Origin of the sequence: Virgisporangium aurantiacum, from assembly GCF_016863635.1 — a bacterium.
In the GTDB taxonomy this organism is placed as follows: domain Bacteria; phylum Actinomycetota; class Actinomycetes; order Mycobacteriales; family Micromonosporaceae; genus Virgisporangium; species Virgisporangium aurantiacum.
On sequence record NZ_BOPG01000009.1, the window covers coordinates 154,372 to 171,514 of the forward strand.

General features: G+C 70.8%; 17 protein-coding genes. 10 read left to right on the top strand and 7 right to left on the bottom strand.

Annotated elements, in window-relative coordinates; genetic code table 11:
* Window positions 1–40: 40 nt before the first annotated feature.
* The gene (locus tag Vau01_RS06545) at window positions 41–2,119 is read right to left on the bottom strand and encodes an ATP-dependent DNA helicase (protein WP_373320187.1); all 2,079 of its coding nucleotides are present in this window, start codon (window positions 2,117–2,119) and stop codon (window positions 41–43) included.
* 135 nt (window positions 2,120–2,254) lie between these two features.
* On the opposite strand from Vau01_RS06545, the gene Vau01_RS06550 reads away from it, so the two are divergent.
* The 4 genes from Vau01_RS06550 to Vau01_RS06565 all read left to right on the top strand — a co-directional run bounded on the left by Vau01_RS06550 (window position 2,255) and on the right by Vau01_RS06565 (window position 5,318).
* The gene (locus tag Vau01_RS06550) at window positions 2,255–2,470 is read left to right on the top strand and encodes a hypothetical protein (RefSeq protein ID WP_203988288.1); all 216 of its coding nucleotides are present in this window, start codon (window positions 2,255–2,257) and stop codon (window positions 2,468–2,470) included.
* Between the two features lie 76 nt (window positions 2,471–2,546).
* On the top strand, window positions 2,547–2,981 hold the full coding sequence (locus Vau01_RS06555) for a hypothetical protein (protein WP_203988290.1): 435 nt from the start codon (window positions 2,547–2,549) through the stop codon (window positions 2,979–2,981).
* A gap of 17 nt (window positions 2,982–2,998) precedes the next feature.
* Entirely contained in the window at window positions 2,999–3,490 is a 492-nt protein-coding gene (locus Vau01_RS06560) for a DUF402 domain-containing protein (RefSeq protein ID WP_239151357.1), read from the top strand.
* Between the two features lie 61 nt (window positions 3,491–3,551).
* Window positions 3,552–5,318 carry a PrsW family intramembrane metalloprotease gene (locus tag Vau01_RS06565; protein ID WP_275423921.1) on the top strand — a complete coding sequence of 589 codons (1,767 nt, stop codon included), beginning with the start codon at window positions 3,552–3,554 and terminating at the stop codon, window positions 5,316–5,318.
* Here the strand turns inward: Vau01_RS06565 and Vau01_RS06570 are convergent.
* Window positions 5,309–5,650: a GroES family chaperonin gene (locus Vau01_RS06570; RefSeq protein WP_203988293.1), complete on the bottom strand. Its 342-nt coding sequence runs from the start codon at window positions 5,648–5,650 to the stop codon at window positions 5,309–5,311. The genes Vau01_RS06565 and Vau01_RS06570 overlap by 10 nt on opposite strands.
* A gap of 171 nt (window positions 5,651–5,821) precedes the next feature.
* Here Vau01_RS06570 and Vau01_RS06575 point away from each other — a divergent pair, with 171 nt between their 5' ends.
* The 4 genes from Vau01_RS06575 to Vau01_RS06590 are packed head-to-tail and all read left to right on the top strand — an operon-like array spanning window position 5,822 to window position 10,486.
* Entirely contained in the window at window positions 5,822–7,027 is a 1,206-nt protein-coding gene (locus Vau01_RS06575) for an AI-2E family transporter (protein WP_239151358.1), read from the top strand.
* A 34-nt stretch (window positions 7,028–7,061) separates the two neighbouring features.
* The gene (locus Vau01_RS06580; RefSeq protein ID WP_203988295.1) at window positions 7,062–7,469 is read left to right on the top strand and encodes a hypothetical protein; all 408 of its coding nucleotides are present in this window, start codon (window positions 7,062–7,064) and stop codon (window positions 7,467–7,469) included.
* Window positions 7,466–9,280, top strand: a complete 1,815-nt coding sequence (locus Vau01_RS06585; protein ID WP_203988296.1) for a gluzincin family metallopeptidase — start codon at window positions 7,466–7,468, stop codon at window positions 9,278–9,280. Before Vau01_RS06580 ends, Vau01_RS06585 begins: the two co-directional genes overlap by 4 nt.
* 12 nt (window positions 9,281–9,292) lie before the next feature.
* A complete protein-coding gene (locus tag Vau01_RS06590) occupies window positions 9,293–10,486 on the top strand; it encodes a ComEC/Rec2 family competence protein (protein ID WP_203988297.1) in 1,194 nt (397 codons plus the stop codon).
* Here the strand turns inward: Vau01_RS06590 and Vau01_RS06595 are convergent.
* The 3 genes from Vau01_RS06595 to Vau01_RS06605 all read right to left on the bottom strand — a co-directional run bounded on the left by Vau01_RS06595 (window position 10,483) and on the right by Vau01_RS06605 (window position 13,227).
* Window positions 10,483–11,496 (bottom strand): inorganic phosphate transporter, encoded by a 1,014-nt coding sequence (locus tag Vau01_RS06595; protein WP_203988298.1) that lies wholly within the window; start codon window positions 11,494–11,496, stop codon window positions 10,483–10,485. The genes Vau01_RS06590 and Vau01_RS06595 overlap by 4 nt on opposite strands.
* Window positions 11,497–11,569: 73 nt before the next feature.
* Complete coding sequence (locus Vau01_RS06600) at window positions 11,570–12,196, bottom strand: DUF47 domain-containing protein (RefSeq protein WP_203988299.1); 627 nt, start codon at window positions 12,194–12,196, stop codon at window positions 11,570–11,572.
* 170 nt (window positions 12,197–12,366) lie between these two features.
* Window positions 12,367–13,227, bottom strand: a complete 861-nt coding sequence (locus Vau01_RS06605) for a PI-PLC domain-containing protein (RefSeq protein WP_203988300.1) — start codon at window positions 13,225–13,227, stop codon at window positions 12,367–12,369.
* A 102-nt stretch (window positions 13,228–13,329) separates the two neighbouring features.
* On the opposite strand from Vau01_RS06605, the gene sigJ reads away from it, so the two are divergent.
* Window positions 13,330–14,256, top strand: coding sequence for an RNA polymerase sigma factor SigJ (gene sigJ / locus Vau01_RS06610; protein WP_308440440.1), 927 nt, complete (start codon window positions 13,330–13,332; stop codon window positions 14,254–14,256).
* On the opposite strand, the gene ligD (Vau01_RS06615) is transcribed toward sigJ, so the two are convergent.
* The gene (gene ligD / locus Vau01_RS06615) at window positions 14,227–15,129 is read right to left on the bottom strand and encodes a non-homologous end-joining DNA ligase (RefSeq protein WP_203988304.1); all 903 of its coding nucleotides are present in this window, start codon (window positions 15,127–15,129) and stop codon (window positions 14,227–14,229) included. The two genes, sigJ and ligD (Vau01_RS06615), sit on opposite strands and share 30 nt — an antisense overlap.
* A complete protein-coding gene (gene ligD, locus Vau01_RS06620; protein WP_203988306.1) occupies window positions 15,122–16,060 on the bottom strand; it encodes a non-homologous end-joining DNA ligase in 939 nt (312 codons plus the stop codon). The genes ligD (Vau01_RS06615) and ligD (Vau01_RS06620) overlap by 8 nt, the downstream gene beginning before the upstream one ends.
* A gap of 91 nt (window positions 16,061–16,151) precedes the next feature.
* Here ligD (Vau01_RS06620) and ku point away from each other — a divergent pair, with 91 nt between their 5' ends.
* Entirely contained in the window at window positions 16,152–17,129 is a 978-nt protein-coding gene (gene ku, locus Vau01_RS06625) for a non-homologous end joining protein Ku (protein WP_203988308.1), read from the top strand.
* Window positions 17,130–17,143: the final 14 nt, after the last annotated feature.

A 17,143-nucleotide genomic window follows, 5' to 3' on the forward strand; every position in this document is an offset into this window, starting at 1 on the left:
GGTGGGCGGCGTAGTTCCCGTCATAGTCAAACTGTCGTCGCTAGGAGTTCCCGGCCGGCTCCGCGGGTGCCGCCAGCCGCCGCAGGGCCGCCCGCACCACGTCGGGCTTGGTGGTGTACCAGAGCGGCGGCAGCGAGTCACGCAGGTAGGTGGCGTACCCACGCGGGGCGGCCAGCCGCGAGTCGAGGACGGCCACCGCGCCCTTGTCGGTGCGCGAGCGGATCAACCGACCGACCCCCTGCGCCAGCCGGACCGCCGCGATCGGCACGCTGATCGCGGCGAAGCCCGAGCCGCCGTGGGCGTCGACGGCCGCCGATCGCGCGGCCGCCAGCGGCTCGTCGGGACGCGGGAACGGCAGCCGGTCGATGACGACCAGCTGGCAGGCGTCACCGGGTACGTCGACGCCCTGCCAGAGCGACATGACGCCGAACAGGCAGCTCTCCCGCTCGTCTCGGAACCGCCGGACCAGGATCGGCAACGCCTCCTCACCCTGCAACAGCACCGTGAGGCCGGTGCGGGCGCGCACCACCTCGGCCGCCCGCTCGGCGGCGCGCCGGGACGAGAACAGCCCCAGCGTGCGGCCACCCAGCGCGGAGACCAGGTCAACCAGTTCGTCGGCGGCGGCGTCGGACAGCCCGGACTGCGTGGGACGGGGCAGGTGCGCGGCGACGTAGAGGATGCCCTGCTTCGGATAGTCGAACGGCGACCCGACGTCGAGCGAGCTCCACGGTGGGGCGTCGGCGGCCTTGCCCTCGTCGTTGCCGGCCCCGCCGGCCGGGTCGCGCAGGCCCAGGCTGCGGGCGATGGTGTCGAACCGGCCGCCGAGCGCGAGCGTGGCCGACGTGGCGACCACGGTGCGGTCGGGATACAGGTGCGACGCGAGGGTTCCGGCGACGGACAGCGGCGCGACCACCACCGCCTTCCGCCCGCGGTCGTCGCGGTCGATCCAGGCGACGTCGTGATCGGCCTCGGCCAGCAACCGCTGTGCGGTGTCGGACAGCTCGGCCAGGCCCGTCTTCGCCTGCTGCTTGCGCACCGGATCGGAGTCGTCGGCCTTCGTGTCGCCGATCGCGTCGAACCCGCGGCGGGCCGCCGAGTCGAGCAGCGTGAGCGCGTCGCGCAGGGCCGGTGGCAGGCCGGTGGTGATGCGCCCCGGCGCCGCCTCGACGAGACCGATCGCGAGCATGTCGGCCGCCTCCGACAGCGCGTCGTGGTCGTCGGCGCCGATCTGGCTGCGGGCCCGACGGGCGGTGCGCTCGACGGCGTCGGGCGTCAGCTCGGCCTGCGCCGCCGAGGAGACGCGGTCGGCCAGCTCGTGCGCCTCGTCGATCACCAGCAGCCGGTGCGGCGGCACGATGTGGCGGTTGGCCAGCATGTCGAAGGCCAGCAGGCTGTGGTTGGTGACCACGATGTCGGCCTCCCGGGCCCGCACCCGGGACGCCTCGGCGAAGCATTCGGTGCCGAACGGGCAACGCTGGGCGCCGACGCACTCCCGCGCCGGCATCGACACCTGTCGCCACGCGGTGTCGTCGACGCCGGGGTCGAGCTCGTCGCGGTCACCCGTCTCCGTTTCCAGCGCCCATTCCCGGAGCCGACCGATCTGCTTGGCCAGCCGGCCGGCGGCGCCCAGCCACTTCACGCCGCCGCTACCGCCCTGCCCGGACCCGGCGTCGAACAGTCCGTCGGGCTCCTCCTCGGTGCTGTCGTCCAGCTTCGCCAGGCACAGGTAGTGGTGGCGGCCCTTCAGCACGGCGAAGGAGGGGCGCCGGCCGAGGAACGGCTCGGCCGCGTCGGCCAGCCGCGGCAGGTCGTGGTCGATGAGCTGGGACTGCAGCGCGAGCGTGGCCGTCGAGACGACGACCGGACCGTCGACCAGCAGGGACGGGACGAGGTAGGCCAGCGACTTTCCCGTGCCCGTGCCCGCCTGTACCAGCAGGTGCCGATCGGACCGCTCGGCGTCGGCGATCGCCTCGGCCATCGCCCGTTGACCCGGCCGGTCGGCGCCACCGGGCACGGCACCCACCGCTGCGGCCAACAGGTTGGCGAGCGTGGTGTCGGATCGACGGGGCCGGACGGTGGTCGGTTTGGATTTGACGGGAGCGGCGGTCACGTCAGGCACCGTACCGGCTCCCACCGACAGGAAATCGTTTATCCACAGGCGACACACGTTATCCACAGGCCCGGGATTCCGGGTTGCGCGCGGCGGTGTGGCGGGCTGATCGTACTTGGCATGGCCTTCGCGTATGATCCAGGTATGACCAAACGGGTAACCGTCAGCCTTCCCGATGATGTTGCCGCCTACCTCTACACCGCCCCCAACGCCTCCGCCGTCGTGGCCGACGCCTTACGGGCACATATGAACCGGGCCGTCGCCACCGAGGCGGTGCTGCGGGCGGTCGGGTTCGAGGTCACCGCCGCCGGCCGGGAACGCGTCCGCGGCACGTTGTCGGCGCTCGGCGCCGCGGAGTGACCGAGCACTTGTGCGAGGGCACCATTCAGCAGAGCCCTCCCGGCCAGGGCGGCTCACCACGAAGTGGGGAGCCGGCATGACCGTCACGGCCGGCGGCATCGGCCGTCTCGGCGTGGTGCTCGACCAGGCCGGGATGGTGTCGTTCGCCCGGGGTGACTCGCGGGTGGCCGAACTCATCGTCGAGACGGCGGCGCAGCACCTCTTCGTCGGGGTGCCCGCCGTGGCGCTCCTCGCCGCGCACGCCACCGTCCGCGGCGAGGAGGCCGCCCGCGCCCGGCTCGGTCTGCTCACCGCGCTGCCGGCGGTCCGGGTGCTTCCGCTCACCGAGGTCGAGGCGGCGGGCGTGGCGAACCTGCCGGCCGCCGGCGACCTCGACGACGACCCCGGCCGCGCGCACGCCGCCTGGGCGGCCGAGACCCATCGCGCCTACTACGCCACCACCGATGCCCGGTCCGCACCCGGTCGCCTGCCGCCGGGCCAGATCGTCGACCTCGCCGCCGGTCCGGCATGACGCCCGAAGGAGAGCCCATGCGGGTGACGTACCGCAAGTACGACGGGTCGCTGCACTGGAACCACACCGCGGTCCGGCTCGGCGAAGACGGGTACGGGGTGTGGGTCGGCATCGGCGGCGACGTTCCGATGTTCCGGGGCGCCGACGACCAGGGTCCGCCGAAGACGCCGTTCGTCATCCTGATGCCCCGGGACGCGTGGTGGACGGCCTCGTTCAACGCCGAACCCCACCGCACCGAGATCTACTGCGACATCACCACCGTGCCGCAGTGGCCGAGCACCGACGAGGTGACCATGATCGACCTCGACCTCGACGTGCGTCGCCGTCGGTGGGGCGCCGTCGAACTTCTCGACGAGGACGAGTTCGCCGCGCACCGCGTCAAGTACGACTACCCAGCCGACGTGGTGGCGGCCGCGGAGGCGTCGTTCGCCTGGCTCGCGACGGCGGTGCGCAACCGGACGGAGCCGTTCGACGTCGCGTCGCACGAGTGGCTCGCCCGGATCGGTTAGGGCGGTGAGCCTCGTCGATCAGGGAACGCGATGACCAGGGGTCGTCGGTAGGCTTGCGGGCATGACTCAGCCGCCGGCGTCGCACCAGGGTGGGCCACCCTCGCCCGAGTCTCCGTGGGAGCGTCCGGCCAGCGGGCCTTCGTCCGGGCCACCGTCGGCCGGGCCGGCCTCGGGCGCGCCGTTCCCGGGTGAACACACGGGCGGCCAGCCGTACCCGGGCGCGCCAGCGTCGGGGCAGCCATACCCCGGAGCACCGGCATCGGGCCAGCCGTACCCCGGGGCACCGGCGTCGGGGCAGCCATACCCGGGCGCACCGGCGTCCGGCCAGCCCTACCCCGGGGCACCGGCGTCCGGCCAGCCCTACCCCGGGGCACCGGCATCGGGCCAGCCGTACCCCGGTGCGCCCGCGTCGGGGCAGCCTGGGTCGGCGACCGGCGTCGTGCCGCAGATGGCGGGGCCGGCGTTCGACACCGCGGCACAGGCCTGGGCGGCCGCGCCGCCGCCACCCAAGTCGATGCAGTGGAAGCGGCTGTTGCAGCTGATCAGCCTCTGCGCGTTCGTCGGGTTGTGCGGGTTGGCGCTGCTGATCATCGTCGGCGTCAATATTGGGGCGGCGGCGCTCGCGGTCGGCATTGTCAGCGCCGTGATTCCGGTGCCGTTGCTGGTCTACGCGTTCCTGTGGCTCGACCGGTACGAGCCCGAGCCGGTAAAGTACTTGGCCTTCTGCTTCGCGTGGGGCGCCTGCGTCGCGACGTTCGTGGCGTACCTGGTCAATACGGGCGTCGCCATTCTGCTGGACCGCAACGACCTGTCGGAGCACTTCGTGACGGTGGTGGGCGCGCCGTTCATCGAGGAGATCATGAAGTTCGCCGGCCCGCTGCTGCTGTTCTGGCGGCGCCGGCGGGCGTTCTCCGGCACGATCGATTCGATCGTCTACTGCGGCCTCTCGGCCACCGGCTTCGCGTTCGCCGAGAACATTTTGTACCTGGGCGGGCTCGGTTACGCCCAGAACGCCGAGGAGGGTGGTGCGCTCGGCGGCGCGCAGGGCGTCGTCGTGCTGTTCTTCGCCCGGATTCTGATGAGCGGGTTCGCCCATCCGCTGTTCACCTCGATGTCGGCGATCGGGCTCGGCCTCGCGGTGCGGTCGCCGTCGAAGACGGTGCGGATCCTGGCCCCGATCGCCGGCCTGCTCGCCGCGATGATCCTGCACGGGGCGTGGAACGGCATGTCGGTGCTGGTGCAGACCACCGAGGAGCCGCTGATCTTCCTCTACGGCTACTTCGCCGTGATGATCCCGATCTTCCTCGGCATGGTCGGCTACTCGCTGTGGCTGCGGGCCGCGGAGGGCCGCCTCGCCGAGCGCATCCTGCCCGAATACGTGCGGGCCGGCTGGCTGTCGCCACCGGAGGTGGCCACGCTCGTCACGATCGGGCGGCGGCTGTCGGCCCGGCAGTGGGCGAAACGGGTGGCCGGGCCGGAGGGCGCCAAGGCGATGAACGCCTACCAGTTCGACCTCACCCGGCTCGCGTTCCTGCGCGACCGCATGCACCGCGGCCTCGGAACCAGGCCGAATGAGATCAACGCCACGGTCGCCGAGGAGCGGCGGCTGCTGGAGTCGATCATGGCGTACCGGCGGGTGTTCACCGGACGCGATCCGGCCGCGCCGCAGGCGATGTGGGACGGCTACCAGTACCACGTCGCGTTCCCGGACGGCGTGGTGCGTGCGGTGGCGTCACCCGAGCAACCCGTCGTGCCGGTGCCGGTGCGGCTGGCGCCGATGGCACCGCCGCCGATACCCGGGTACGGGGGGTACCCGACCTACAGGTAGAGCCCGGTGGAGTCGTTCTCGACCCGGCGGGCCGCCACGGCGTGCACGTCGCGCTCGCGGAGCAGGATGTAGTCGCGGCCGTGCAACTCGACCTCGGAGCGCTCGTCCGGGTCGAAGAGCACGCGGTCGCCCGACACGACCATGCGGACGTTCGGACCGACCCCGACCGCCGTGGCCCACGACAACCGCTTGCCGACCGACGCGGTCGCCGGGATGACGATTCCCGCCGACGAGCGGCGCTCGCCCTCGGCGCCTTCGAGACGGACCAGAATTCGGTCGTGGAGAAGGCGGATCGGAAGTCCGTCTTCGCCGGATTCGTCAGGGTGACTCACGGCAGTGACGGTACACCGCCGCCTTTCGTTGGCACGCTACGGTGAACGCGGCGAGAATCCGCAGGTCTTAAGGGGTTTGAGTTGGGCCGGTTGCAGCAAGTGGGGTCAAGCCTCCGTCGCGTCTACTCCGCGACCCGGGCGACCATGCGCGCACGCGAGCAGGAGGCCACCGTGGAATCGCTCGGGGGCCCGGAGATCGTCGCCAAGCAGGGCATCGAGGAGCCGGAAGACGACGGCATCCGCACCGAGCCGCCCATCGCGACGGCGCCGTCCGTCTCCAGCCGCGACGACTCCGAGGTACCGAAGGAACTCCGGATCGCCGCCGCCTACTCGTGGCGGCTGATCATCCTGGCCGCCGCCCTGGTCTGTGTCGTCTACATGCTCGGCCGGCTGTCGCACGTCGTGATCCCGCTGGCGATCGCGTTGCTGCTGTCGGCGCTGCTCTCGCCGCCGGTGCGGTTCCTGCGGAACCGGGCGAAGTTCCCGCCGTCGCTGGCCGCCGGAGTGGTCCTGGTCGCGGGCCTGCTCGCGGTGATCGGCACGCTGACGCTGGTGGTGACGCAGATCGTCGACAAGTTCGACGAACTGGCCAAGAACGCCGCCGAAGGCGCGGAGCAGGTGCGCGACTGGCTGCAGGACGGCCCGCTGAACCTCGACACCGAGCAGATCGACAACGGGATCAACACCGCCACGGGCTGGCTCACCGACAACCAGGACCGGTTCGTCAGCACCGCCCAGTCCACCGCCACGGCGACCATCGAGGCGCTGGCCGCGTTCTTCCTGGTGCTGTTCTCGACGTTCTTCTTCATGCGCGACGGCGACAAGATCTGGCGCTTCCTGGTACGCATCTTCCCGAAGCAGGCCGAGGAGCAGGTCCACGACGCGGGCATCGCCGCCTGGGCGACGCTCGGCGCCTACGTGCGCGCCACCGTGCTGGTCGCCTTCATCGACGCCCTCGGCATCGGCATCGGGCTGTACTTCCTGGACGTCAGCCTGTATATCCCCCTGGCCGCGCTCGTGTTCCTGTTCGCGTTCGTGCCGATCATCGGCGCGACCCTCTCCGGGGTGATCGCGGTGCTGGTCACGCTCGTTGAGCAGGGGCCGTTGCCGGCGCTCATCGCGTTGATCATCGTGATCGCGGTGCAGCAGCTCGAAGGCCACGTCCTGCAGCCGTTGATCATGGGGCGCGCAGTGGCGATCCATCCGCTGGCGGTGATCGTCGGCATCGCGGCCGGCGTGATCCTGGCCGGCATCACGGGTGCGCTCGTCGCCGTGCCGATCATCGCCGTGCTGAACACGGCGGTGCGGTTCCTGGTCCTCAAGCGTCGGGAGGCGCCGCCCGACTCGGTGGTCGTGGCCTCGGAAGCACCCAGCTGAGTGTCGGTTCCGGGACCCTACGGACCGGCACCGGATGGATACGCTGTCGGTCATGGCCGATGAGTCCATCGTTGAATTCCGCTGGGACGGTTTCGAACCCAGCGACCCCGACGCCGACGAGGCGCTGTACCGACTGAAGCAGGAAGGCGCCGACGCGGCCATCCCGGCCGGTCCCGCACACGGATTCGCGGTGGTGCCGATCATCCTCGGCGCCGTCGCGGTGGTCGCGCTGGCCAAGGCCGTGAAGAGCTTCCTCAACGACATGAAGCCCGGCATGGTGATCGATGCCCGCGAGGAACAGATCAAGATCACAAAAGACAAGTCCCTGGGACGCGGCACCGTGCTGTTCATCAACAAGGACGGCTCGACGCGGCTGGAGAACCCGAACTCGGAGAAGCTCACCGAGCTGATCAAGAGCGCCGTGAGCGGGCTGAAGGGATGACCACCCCAGCGGTCGCCGAAGCGGCTCTGACCCGCTATCCGGAGCCCGACCGGCGACCGCTGCAGGTGTTCGCGTTCGACCCGATGGTGGCCCGGCTCTCGGGCCAGGAGACCACGACGATCTCGGTGCCGTACGAGCCGTTGCGGCCCGGCCCGAGCGGCGAACTGATCCAGGTCATCGACTACGACAGCGCGACCGGCTGCTACTACGAGCCGGTCGACCTCGACGATCCGCGGGTGCTGCTGCTCGACGGCCTGCACCCCAGCGAACGCGACCCGCGCTTCCACCAGCAGATGGTCTACGCGGTCACCAGTGCCCTGCTGGAGAATTTCGAGCGGGCGCTCGGGCGGCGGTTCCGGTGGCGCGGCGACAAGCGGCTACGGGCATTCCCGCACGCGTTCCGCGGTCGCAACGCGATGTTCGACCCCGACATGGACGGCACGCTGCAGTTCGGGTACTTCCGCGCCGACGAGAAGAACCCGGGCCGCAACCTGCCGGGGCAGACCGTGTTCACCTGCCTCTCGCACGACATCATCGTGCACGAGGCGACCCATGCCCTGGTGCACCGGCTGCGCGAGCGGTACAAGGAGCCCACGAACCTCGACGTCTACGCGTTCCACGAGGGATTCGCCGACGCGGTGGCGCTGTTCCAGCACTTCACGCTGCCCGACATCGTCGACCGGTACATCCAGCAGAACCGCACCGACCTCACCACCAACACGCCGCTGGTGGAACTGGCCGAGCAGTTCGGCGAGGGCAGCGGCATGGGCCAGGCATTGCGCAGCGCGATCGGCCAGCCGCCCGACCCGGCGCTGATCAACCGCACGTTCGAGCCGCACCGGCGGGGATCGATCCTGGTCGCGGCGATCTTCGACGGGTTCTTCACCGCGTACCAGACCGCGATCGCCGACCTGTTGCGCATCGCCACGGCTGGCTCCGGCGTCCTGCCGAAGGGTGCCCTGCACCCCGACCTGGTCCGCCGGGTCTCGGCCGAGGCGCGCACGGCCGCGCAGCGGATCCTCACCATGTGCATCCGGTCGTTCCAGTACCTGCCGCCGGTCGACGTCACGTTCAGCGACTTCCTGCGGTCGATCGTCACCGCCGACCGCGACCTGTACCCGTCCGACGAAGACGGCCTGCGCGCCGCGCTCATCGAGGGCTTCCGGCGCCGCGGCATCTACCCGTCGGCGGTGTCGTCGCTGGCCGACGAGGCGCTGTCATGGCCCGACGCGGCCGACCTCGGGCTGCCGCCGATCGACCGCGACGTGATCAACGCGCTGGTGCTCGACACGGCCGTCGGTTTCCGCGAGCGGCGCGGCGAGGCGCAGGCCACCACCACCCGTCCGGTGTTCGACCCGGCCTGGGCGGCGGCGAAACTGCACCAGTACGCGCTGGCCAACCTGAAGAAGCTGGGGCTCGCCGGGCCGGGAAAGATCAAGGTCGACGGGTTCCACGCGGCGTTCCGGCACGGCGCCAACGGCCAGCTGCGGGTCGACGTCGCCGTGCGGTACCTGCACAGCGCGCCGGTCGACGTGCAGCAGAAGTTCAGCTCCGCGCTGGGCGGGGTGCCGCTGCGCGGCGGCGCCACCGTCGTCGCCGACGCGACCGGCCGGGTGCGGCACGTCATCACGAAGGCCGTCCCCACCGATCCGACCGCGACCGACGCGACCGACGCCGGGGTGGCCCGGCTGGTGGCGACGCGCCAGTGGGTCGCCCAGTTCGACGGCCACGACCTGCTCGTCCCCTGGGTCGAGACCGGGTCACGGGTGACCCAGTCGCTCAACTTCGCCCGTATCGACAGCGCAGTCTAGGAGGGGTGTGCCGTGACCGCGACCGTCCGGATGTACAACGTCGGTTTCGGTGACGCGTTCCTCGTGACGGTGCCGAAGCGCGGACGGCCGTGGCGGATGCTGGTCGACTGCGGCGTCCACATGCACGGCGCGAGCACGCACGACCTCGACTCGATCGTCGAGGACATCATCGCGACGATCGCGGCCGACTCCGACAGCCGCGCCCGCCTCGACGTCGTGGTCGCGACCCACCGCCACCGCGACCACATCGCCGGGTTCGACAACGAGCGGTGGCACGACGTCGAGGTCGGCGAGGTGTGGCTGCCGTGGGTCGAGGATCCGGAGGACGAGGACGCGGTGAACCTGCGCAACCGCCAGCAGGCCGCCGCGCTCAGCCTGCACGGGCACTTCGCCACCGGCGGCGAGGACGACCGGGCCGCGTTCGTGATGAACTCGCTCAGCAACGACGACGCGATGTGGGTGCTGCAGAACGGATTCGCCGGCCGGCCGAAGCGCCGCTACGTCTCGGCGCAGGGCGCGAAGGCGCACCCGCTGCCCGGGGTGCGCGGCGGCTGCGTCTACTTCCTCGGGCCGCCCCGCGATCCGCGCGACCTCGCCGTCATGGATCCGCCGAAGAACCAGCGCTGGTTGCGGGCGGGCGAACTGAGCACCCCGGCCACCGGCGCCGACCTCTTCCCCGGTTATGCGGTGTCGGCAGACGACTTCAAGCGCCGGTACGAGCACCTGGCGGTCGACGACAAGCTGCGGGAATCGTTCAAGGAGGAACCGGTCGACACGCTGACCGCGGCGTCACTGCTCGACCGGGCCGTCAACAACACCAGCGTGATCTTCCTGCTGCAGGTCGGCGACGCCCTACTCCTCTTCCCCGGCGACGCCCAGTGGGGCGCCTGGCGGCCGCTGCTCGACGACGCCGACGTGCGGTCGCTGCTCGGCCGCACCACGCTGTACAAGATCAGCCATCACGGCAGCCACAACGGCACGCCGGTGGAGGTGGCCGACGAGGTGCTCCGCGACGTCACCTCGCTGTTGTCCGTTCGTCCGATCGACCGGTGGGCGCACATCCCGAAGAAGGAACTGGTCGACGCGCTGCTGAAGGCGCCCCGCCAGGTCGTCTCCTCGATCGAGGACGCGGCCGCCGCCCCGACCGTCGAGGGGGTTCGCTGCCACCCGCGCGGCCTGTGGAAAGAGGTAACGGTCGTCACCTAGTTGAACAGCGGGTGGGTGATCAGGTAGGCGAGGCAGGCGAACATGGCGGCGCCGGGAAACGTCAGGATCCACGCGCCGACGATGTTGCCGGCGACGCCCCACCGCACCGCTCGCAACCGCTTCGTCGCACCCACCCCCATGATCGACGACGTGATCGTGTGGGTGGTGGAGATCGGGGCGTGCAGCACGAGCGAGTTGAAGTACAGCACGGAGCTCGCGACCGTCTCCGCGGCGAAGCCCTCGGCCGGGCCGAGGTCGATCACCTTGCGCCCGAGGGTCCGGATGATCCGCCAGCCACCGGCGTAGGTGCCCAGCGCCAGCACCGTCGCCGACGTGATGAACACCCACCACGGGATGTGCTTCTGGTCGTCCTGGAAGCCGCCGACGTACAGGGCCAGCGCGATGATGCCCATGGTCTTGGCGGCGTCCTGCATGCCGTGCCCGACCGACATCGCGAACGCCGAGAAGCTCTGCAGGATCCGGAAGCCACGGTTCAGCTTGCCCGGGTTGCGTTTCCGCACGATCCACAGCAGCGCCAGCATGACGATGAAGCCGAGGATCAGACCGACGACCGGCGAGACCACCATCGGCACCAGGACCTTCTTGGTGATGACGTCCCAGTGCACCTTGCCGAGGCCGGCGAACAGGGCCGCACCGACCAGCCCACCGAACAACGCGTGCGACGACGAGGACGGCAGCCCGAAGTACCAGGTGATCAGGTTCCAGATGATGGCGCCGACGACGCCGGCGAACACCACGCCGAGGTACGCGAGGCTCTGGCCCTCCGGCGGGCTCACCAGCCCGCCGCCGACCGTCTCGGCGACGCCGTGCCCGAAGTAGGCGCCGAGCAGGTTGCCGACGGCGGCCAGGGCCAGCGCGGCCCGCGGGGTCAGCGCACGGGTCGACACCGAGGTCGCGATCGCGTTCGCCGCGTCGTGGAAGCCGTTGGTGTAGTCGAATGCGATGGCCACCGCGATCACTGCGATGACCCCGATGAGCTCAGCGCTCACGCGATCGCTCCGCTTCGCTCCGCGATGCGTTCGCGACGCACTGAGCTAATGGTTCGCTCGCACAAGTGCTCGCTCACGACTCCTTGACCGCGATCGTCTCGACGGTGTTGGACACGTGCTCGAACGCGTCGCACGCCGCCTCGAGCTCGTCGGCGACTTCCTTCATCTTCATGACGGTCAGCGCGTCGTACTCGCCGGAGAACAGCCGCACGAGCAGCATGCGGTAGGCCCGGTCGCCCTCGTTCTCCAGCCGGTTGCACTCGACCCAGTAGTCCTTGAGGCCCTTCATCGCCTTCAGCCCCGGCAGCGACTTCGCCGTCAGCCGGGCCTGCTGGTCGAGGATCGCCACCATCTCGTGCATCTCGCGGGGCAGCGACGGCAGGCTGGTCAACCCGTACAGGTACAGCAGGCTGCCGACCGCTTCGAGGTGGTCCACCACGTCGTCGAGCTGGGAGCCGAGCTGGTAGATGTCCTCCCGGTCGAACGGGGTGACGAAGCTCGAGTTGATGCGGTTGTACAGCTCGTGGGTGAGCGCGTCGTTGTCGTGCTCGACCTCGACCAGCCGCTCGCTCACCGACTGCACGTCGGCCTTGGGCATCGCCAGTTCGGTGAGCAACTCGGTGCCGCGGACGATGTTCTCGGCGGCCTTGGTGAAGAACTCGTAGAACGAGTCGTCATTGGGACGGAGTCTCAGGCGCACGGCGGCCACCTCGTATGTACTGCGCCGAATGCGGCGGCGGGCGATCTTCCGGGCCTCACTGTACGTTCACGCGAATCCTTTCGCTGTTCGCCCCTTCCCGGTCGCTAGCTGGCCATTCTCTGTTCACTTCGTGTTCACCTGAGCGGTCACTTCTAGGGCTTTTGTGCCATTCAGCGGTGCGCCGGACGGCCGCGCAGGAACCGGCGCAGCGCGCCGACCTCCCGGGCGCCGACGAGATCCGTGCCGGCGTCGTGCAACTCCCGCCAGAACGCCTGCCGCACCGCGCGGCGCGTCTCCGGGACGCCGAAGATGCGCACCCGCTTGCCCTCGGCGTGCGCCTGGCGGACCAGGGTCGTGAGCACATGGCGTTCCTCCGCGGGCATCTCCTCCCGGCCGTCCCACCCGAACCGCCACGCGACGTGCTCCCCCACCAGCGGCACCGACGAGGTGGCCACCCGCCGGTCGACGTCGGCGAGCGTGCCCTCGCCGAAGTAGAGGCGGTTGTGGCGGGCGTCGAGGATCGCGCGGGGCGCGGCGGCGAGCGCGACCAGCACCGGTCCCGGCTGCACCGTGCCGGCGACGCACCGGCTCAGCATGTCGGTGTAGCCGGCCAGTTCGTCGTCCAGCACGTCGACGACGTGCGACGGCGCGACGCCCTCGGCCGCCTCGAGCACGACGGTGAACGGCTGGAAGCGGGCGTCGTCGCCGTACACCCGGCCCTTGGCGCGGACGCGGGCGTGCAACGGGTCGAGCACCAGCCGGCTGAGCGGCTCGCCCGTGTCGACGACGTGGATGCGCCCGCGCGGTCCGACCTGGACACCGACCGACAGGCCGGCGCAGCCGTACCGCAGCGCGCGACCGAGCGGGTTGCGGCACCCGTCGAACCGGCTGGCATGGGCGCGCGGATGGTAGCTGCGTTCCCGGCGCACGACCGAGGTCGCGGCGGCCGTCGACACGCTGAGGGCGGCGAGGCCGGCCACGACCGCCGTCGCGGTGAACCCGTCGACGATCGAAGGCGAACTGCCCGACATGTAGTGATTCTGACTTAATGTCCGAATGAACGGCCCGGAGACGCGTCACAAATTGGCCGCGTCTACCGTCCATTCGGGATGACGTCGACCGGGGGGCCTGTCGTGACCGAGGTTTTCGAGGAGCACCGGGACCACCTCATCGGGGTCGCCTACCGGATGCTGGGCAGCCGGGCCGAGGCCGAGGACGCGGTGCAGGAGGCCTACCTGCGCTACGCCGGCACCGACCGGGCCGAGATCCGCGACCTGCGCGGCTGGCTGACCACGACGACCGGCCGGATCTGCCTCGACGTGCTGCGGTCGGCCCGGGTGCGCCGCGAGGCGTACGTCGGGCCGTGGCTGCCCGAGCCGATCGTGGAACGGCTGCCGGAGTCGGGGAACCCGTCGCCCGAGGACGTCGCGGTGCGGGCCGACGAGGTGACGTTCGCGCTCCTCGTGGTCCTGGAGACGTTGACGCCCGAGCAGCGCGTCGCGTTCGTGCTGCACGACGTGTTCGCCGTGCCGTTCGACGAGATCGCGGCGATGCTCGGGGTCAGCGGCGCGGCCGCCCGGCAACTCGCCACCCGGGCCCGCCGGGCCGTCACCGAGGGTCGCCCGCGCCACACCGCGACGCTCGCCGAGCAACGCCGGGTGGCCGACGCGTTCCTCGCCGCGGTGAGCGGTGGCGACCTGGACGCACTGCTCGCCCTGCTCGCGCCCGACGTCATCGCGGTCGGCGACGGTGGCGGGGTGGTCTCGGCGGGCCTGCGCGCGGTCGAGGGCTCCGACAAGGTGGCCCGGTTCGTGTTCGGCATCTTCGAGAAGACCGCCCGGACGGGATCGATGCGCGCCGAGCCCGTGCTGGTCAACGGATCGCTGGGCTTCCTGCTGGAGTTCGGCGAACCGCCGCAGCGGCTCGTCTCGACGTTCGCGATCGCCGACGGTCGCATCACCGCCCTGTTCGACCAGCTCAACCCGGCCAAGCTCACGCGCGTACCCGCCGTGGACCCGGCGCGGAACGTGCTACCCGGGGACCTCGGGGCCGCGCTCTAGCAGCGGCGCCAGCAGGTCGCCCCAGTCGTCGACCCGGTCCAGTACGGCGGGTGCGGTCAGGTCCGTCGCCACGACGTGCCCGGCCTCGACCTCGTTCCAGGTCAGCGGCGCGCTGACCGTCGGCATCGGCTGGGCGCGCAGCGAGTACGGGGCCACCGTGGTCTTGGCCGCCGCGTTCTGGCTCCAGTCGATGAAGACCTTGCCAGGGCGCAGGCTCTTCGTCATCCGGGCGGTGATCAGCCGCCCGTGCGCGGCGGCCAATTCCTCGGCCACCCGCTTGGCGTAGCCGCTGACCTCCTCCGACGTCTGGTTGCCCGACACCGGGCAGCACAACTGCATGCCCTTCTTGCCCGACGTCTTGGGATACGCGTCGATCCCGTCGAGCGCCAGCCGCTCGCGCATCAGGCAGGCGACCTCGCAGCACTCGGCCAGGCCGGCGGGCGGCCCCGGGTCGAGGTCGACGACCAGCAGGTCGGGCCCGGCCGCGTCGACCTTCCACTGTGGAGTGTGCAGTTCCAGCGCGGCAAGGTTGGCCAGCCACACGAGCGTCGGCAGGTCGTCGCAGACGACGAAGTCGATGGTCTCGCGGTCGACCTTGGTCGAGCCGGGCACCGGCAGCGTCGCCAACCGCACCCAGTCGGGGGTGCCGCCCGGCCGGTTCTTCTCGAAGAAGTTGACGCCGTCGACGCCGTTCGGATACCGGATCCGGGTCAGCGCCCGGTCCCGCAGATGCGGCAGGAGATGCGGCGAGATCCGCGTGTAGTAGTCGATGATCTCGCCCTTGGTGAACCCGGCCGCCGGGTACAGCACCTTCTGCAGGTTCGACAGTTCGAGTTCCACCTCGTCGACCCGCACGCGAACCCGGTCATTCATCGAACACCTCGTCGGGGGCCTTGTCGGTGCGCAGACGCAGGAAGCGGGGGAAGCGCAACCGGAGATCGGCCGTACGCTCGGAGAACTTCAACTCCACCACGATCTCCGGCCGTACCCACACGGCGCCGCGCGAATCCTCCCGTGGCAGGTCGGCGGCGAACGGTGACGACGGCGAGATCAGCGGCCCGAGCACGGCGAGCAGTTCCCGCTCCGAGGCCGCCGAGATCCCGCCGCCCACCCGTCCGCGGAACTCCAGGCCGTTCGGCCCGGGGACGCCCACCAGCAGCGCGCCCAGCGCCCGCGCTCCCGGCCGGTAGCCGCCGACCACGAGGTCGCCGGTGCGCTCGAGCTTCACCTTGATCCAGTCCGGGCTGCGCGTACCGGGCCGGTAGAGCGAGGTGCGCCGCTTGGCGACCACGCCCTCCAGCGTGTACTCGCGGGCGGCGGACACGGTGGCGCCGCCGTCGTCGAACGAGGGCGGCGCCAGCCAGTGGTCCGACACCAGGCCGAGGTCGGCCAGCAGCGCCCGCCGCTCCGTGTAGGGCCGTCCGCACACCTCGACGCCGTCGAGAGCGAGCACGTCGAAGATCAGATAGGTGACGGGGAGGGAGCGCGCCAATCGCGCCGCGCGCCCCGCGTCGCGGACATGCATGCGCTCCGCGAGCGAGCGGAACGACGGCCGGCCCTTCTCGTCGAGCACCGCCACCTCGCCGTCGAGCACGGCGTCGCGCCCCACCGCGGCACCGAGCCCGGCCAGTTCCGGATACGCGACGGTGATCTCCGGCCCGCGCCGGGCGAACAGCCGCAGGGATCCGTCGGAGATCTGCGCGATTGCGCGCACGCCGTCCCATTTGAACTCATACGCCCATCCGCCGCCGACCGGCAATTGTCCGGCCGTGGCGAGCATTGGCTGATAGGGCGTGCCGGGCACGCCGTCCACGATAGATCGCCCATAGGCCTCGCATCCTGGGGAAACGGATGGGATTCTGGGTCGGGGGAAGAGCCGGTGGAGGGAGTTCGGGGTGCGGGCGATCTGGAAGGGCGCGGTCTCCTTCGGGCTCGTGTCGATCTCCGTGAAGCTGTACTCGGCCACGGAGGAGAAGGACATCCGGTTCCATCAGGTGCACCGCACCGACGGCGGCCGCATCAAGTACAAGCGCACCTGCTCGGTCTGCGGCGAGGAGGTGTCGTACGACGACATCGCCAAGGGCTACGACCTGGGCGGCGGCGAGATCATCGTGCTCACCGACGACGACTTCGCCGATCTTCCGCTCACGAGCAGCCGGGCGATCGACGTGCTGGAGTTCGTGCCGGCCGAGCAGGTCGACCCGATCTACTACAACAAGTCCTACTTCCTGGAGCCCGACAAGACGGCCGCCAAGCCGTACGTGCTGCTCCGCGACGCGCTGGAGCGCACCGACCGGGTGGCCGTGGTCAAGGTCGCGCTGCGCCAGCGTGAACAGTTGGCGACGCTGCGCGTGCGCGACGGCGTGATGGTGCTCAACACCATGCTGTGGCCCGACGAGGTGCGCAAACCCAACTTCGAGTTCCTCGGCGACGACATCGAGGCTCGCCCGGCCGAGTTGGCGATGGCCGGCTCGCTGATCGAGTCGATGGCCGGCGACTTCGAGCCCGACCAGTACTCCGACAACTACCGCGAGGCGTTGCAGGAGGTCATCGACGCCAAGGCGGCCGGGCGCGAGGTGGTGCAACCGGAGGAGGCCGAGGCGCCACCGTCGGCGGCGGTCGATCTGATGGCCGCGCTGCGGGCGTCCGTCGAACGCGCGCGGACCGCGCGCGGTGAGGGCGGCGACGACGGGACGACGCCGATCAGCGCCGCGAAGTCGGCCCAGAAGGCGGCCGCTCCGAAGGCCGCCGCACCCAAGGCCGCTCCGGCGAAGAAGGCACCCGCGAAGAAGGCCGCACCCGCGAAGAAGGCGACCGCCGACGCCGCGGAGAAGCCCGCCAAGAAGACGACCCGGGCTCGGAAGTCTGCGTGAACTCACGGCATTTT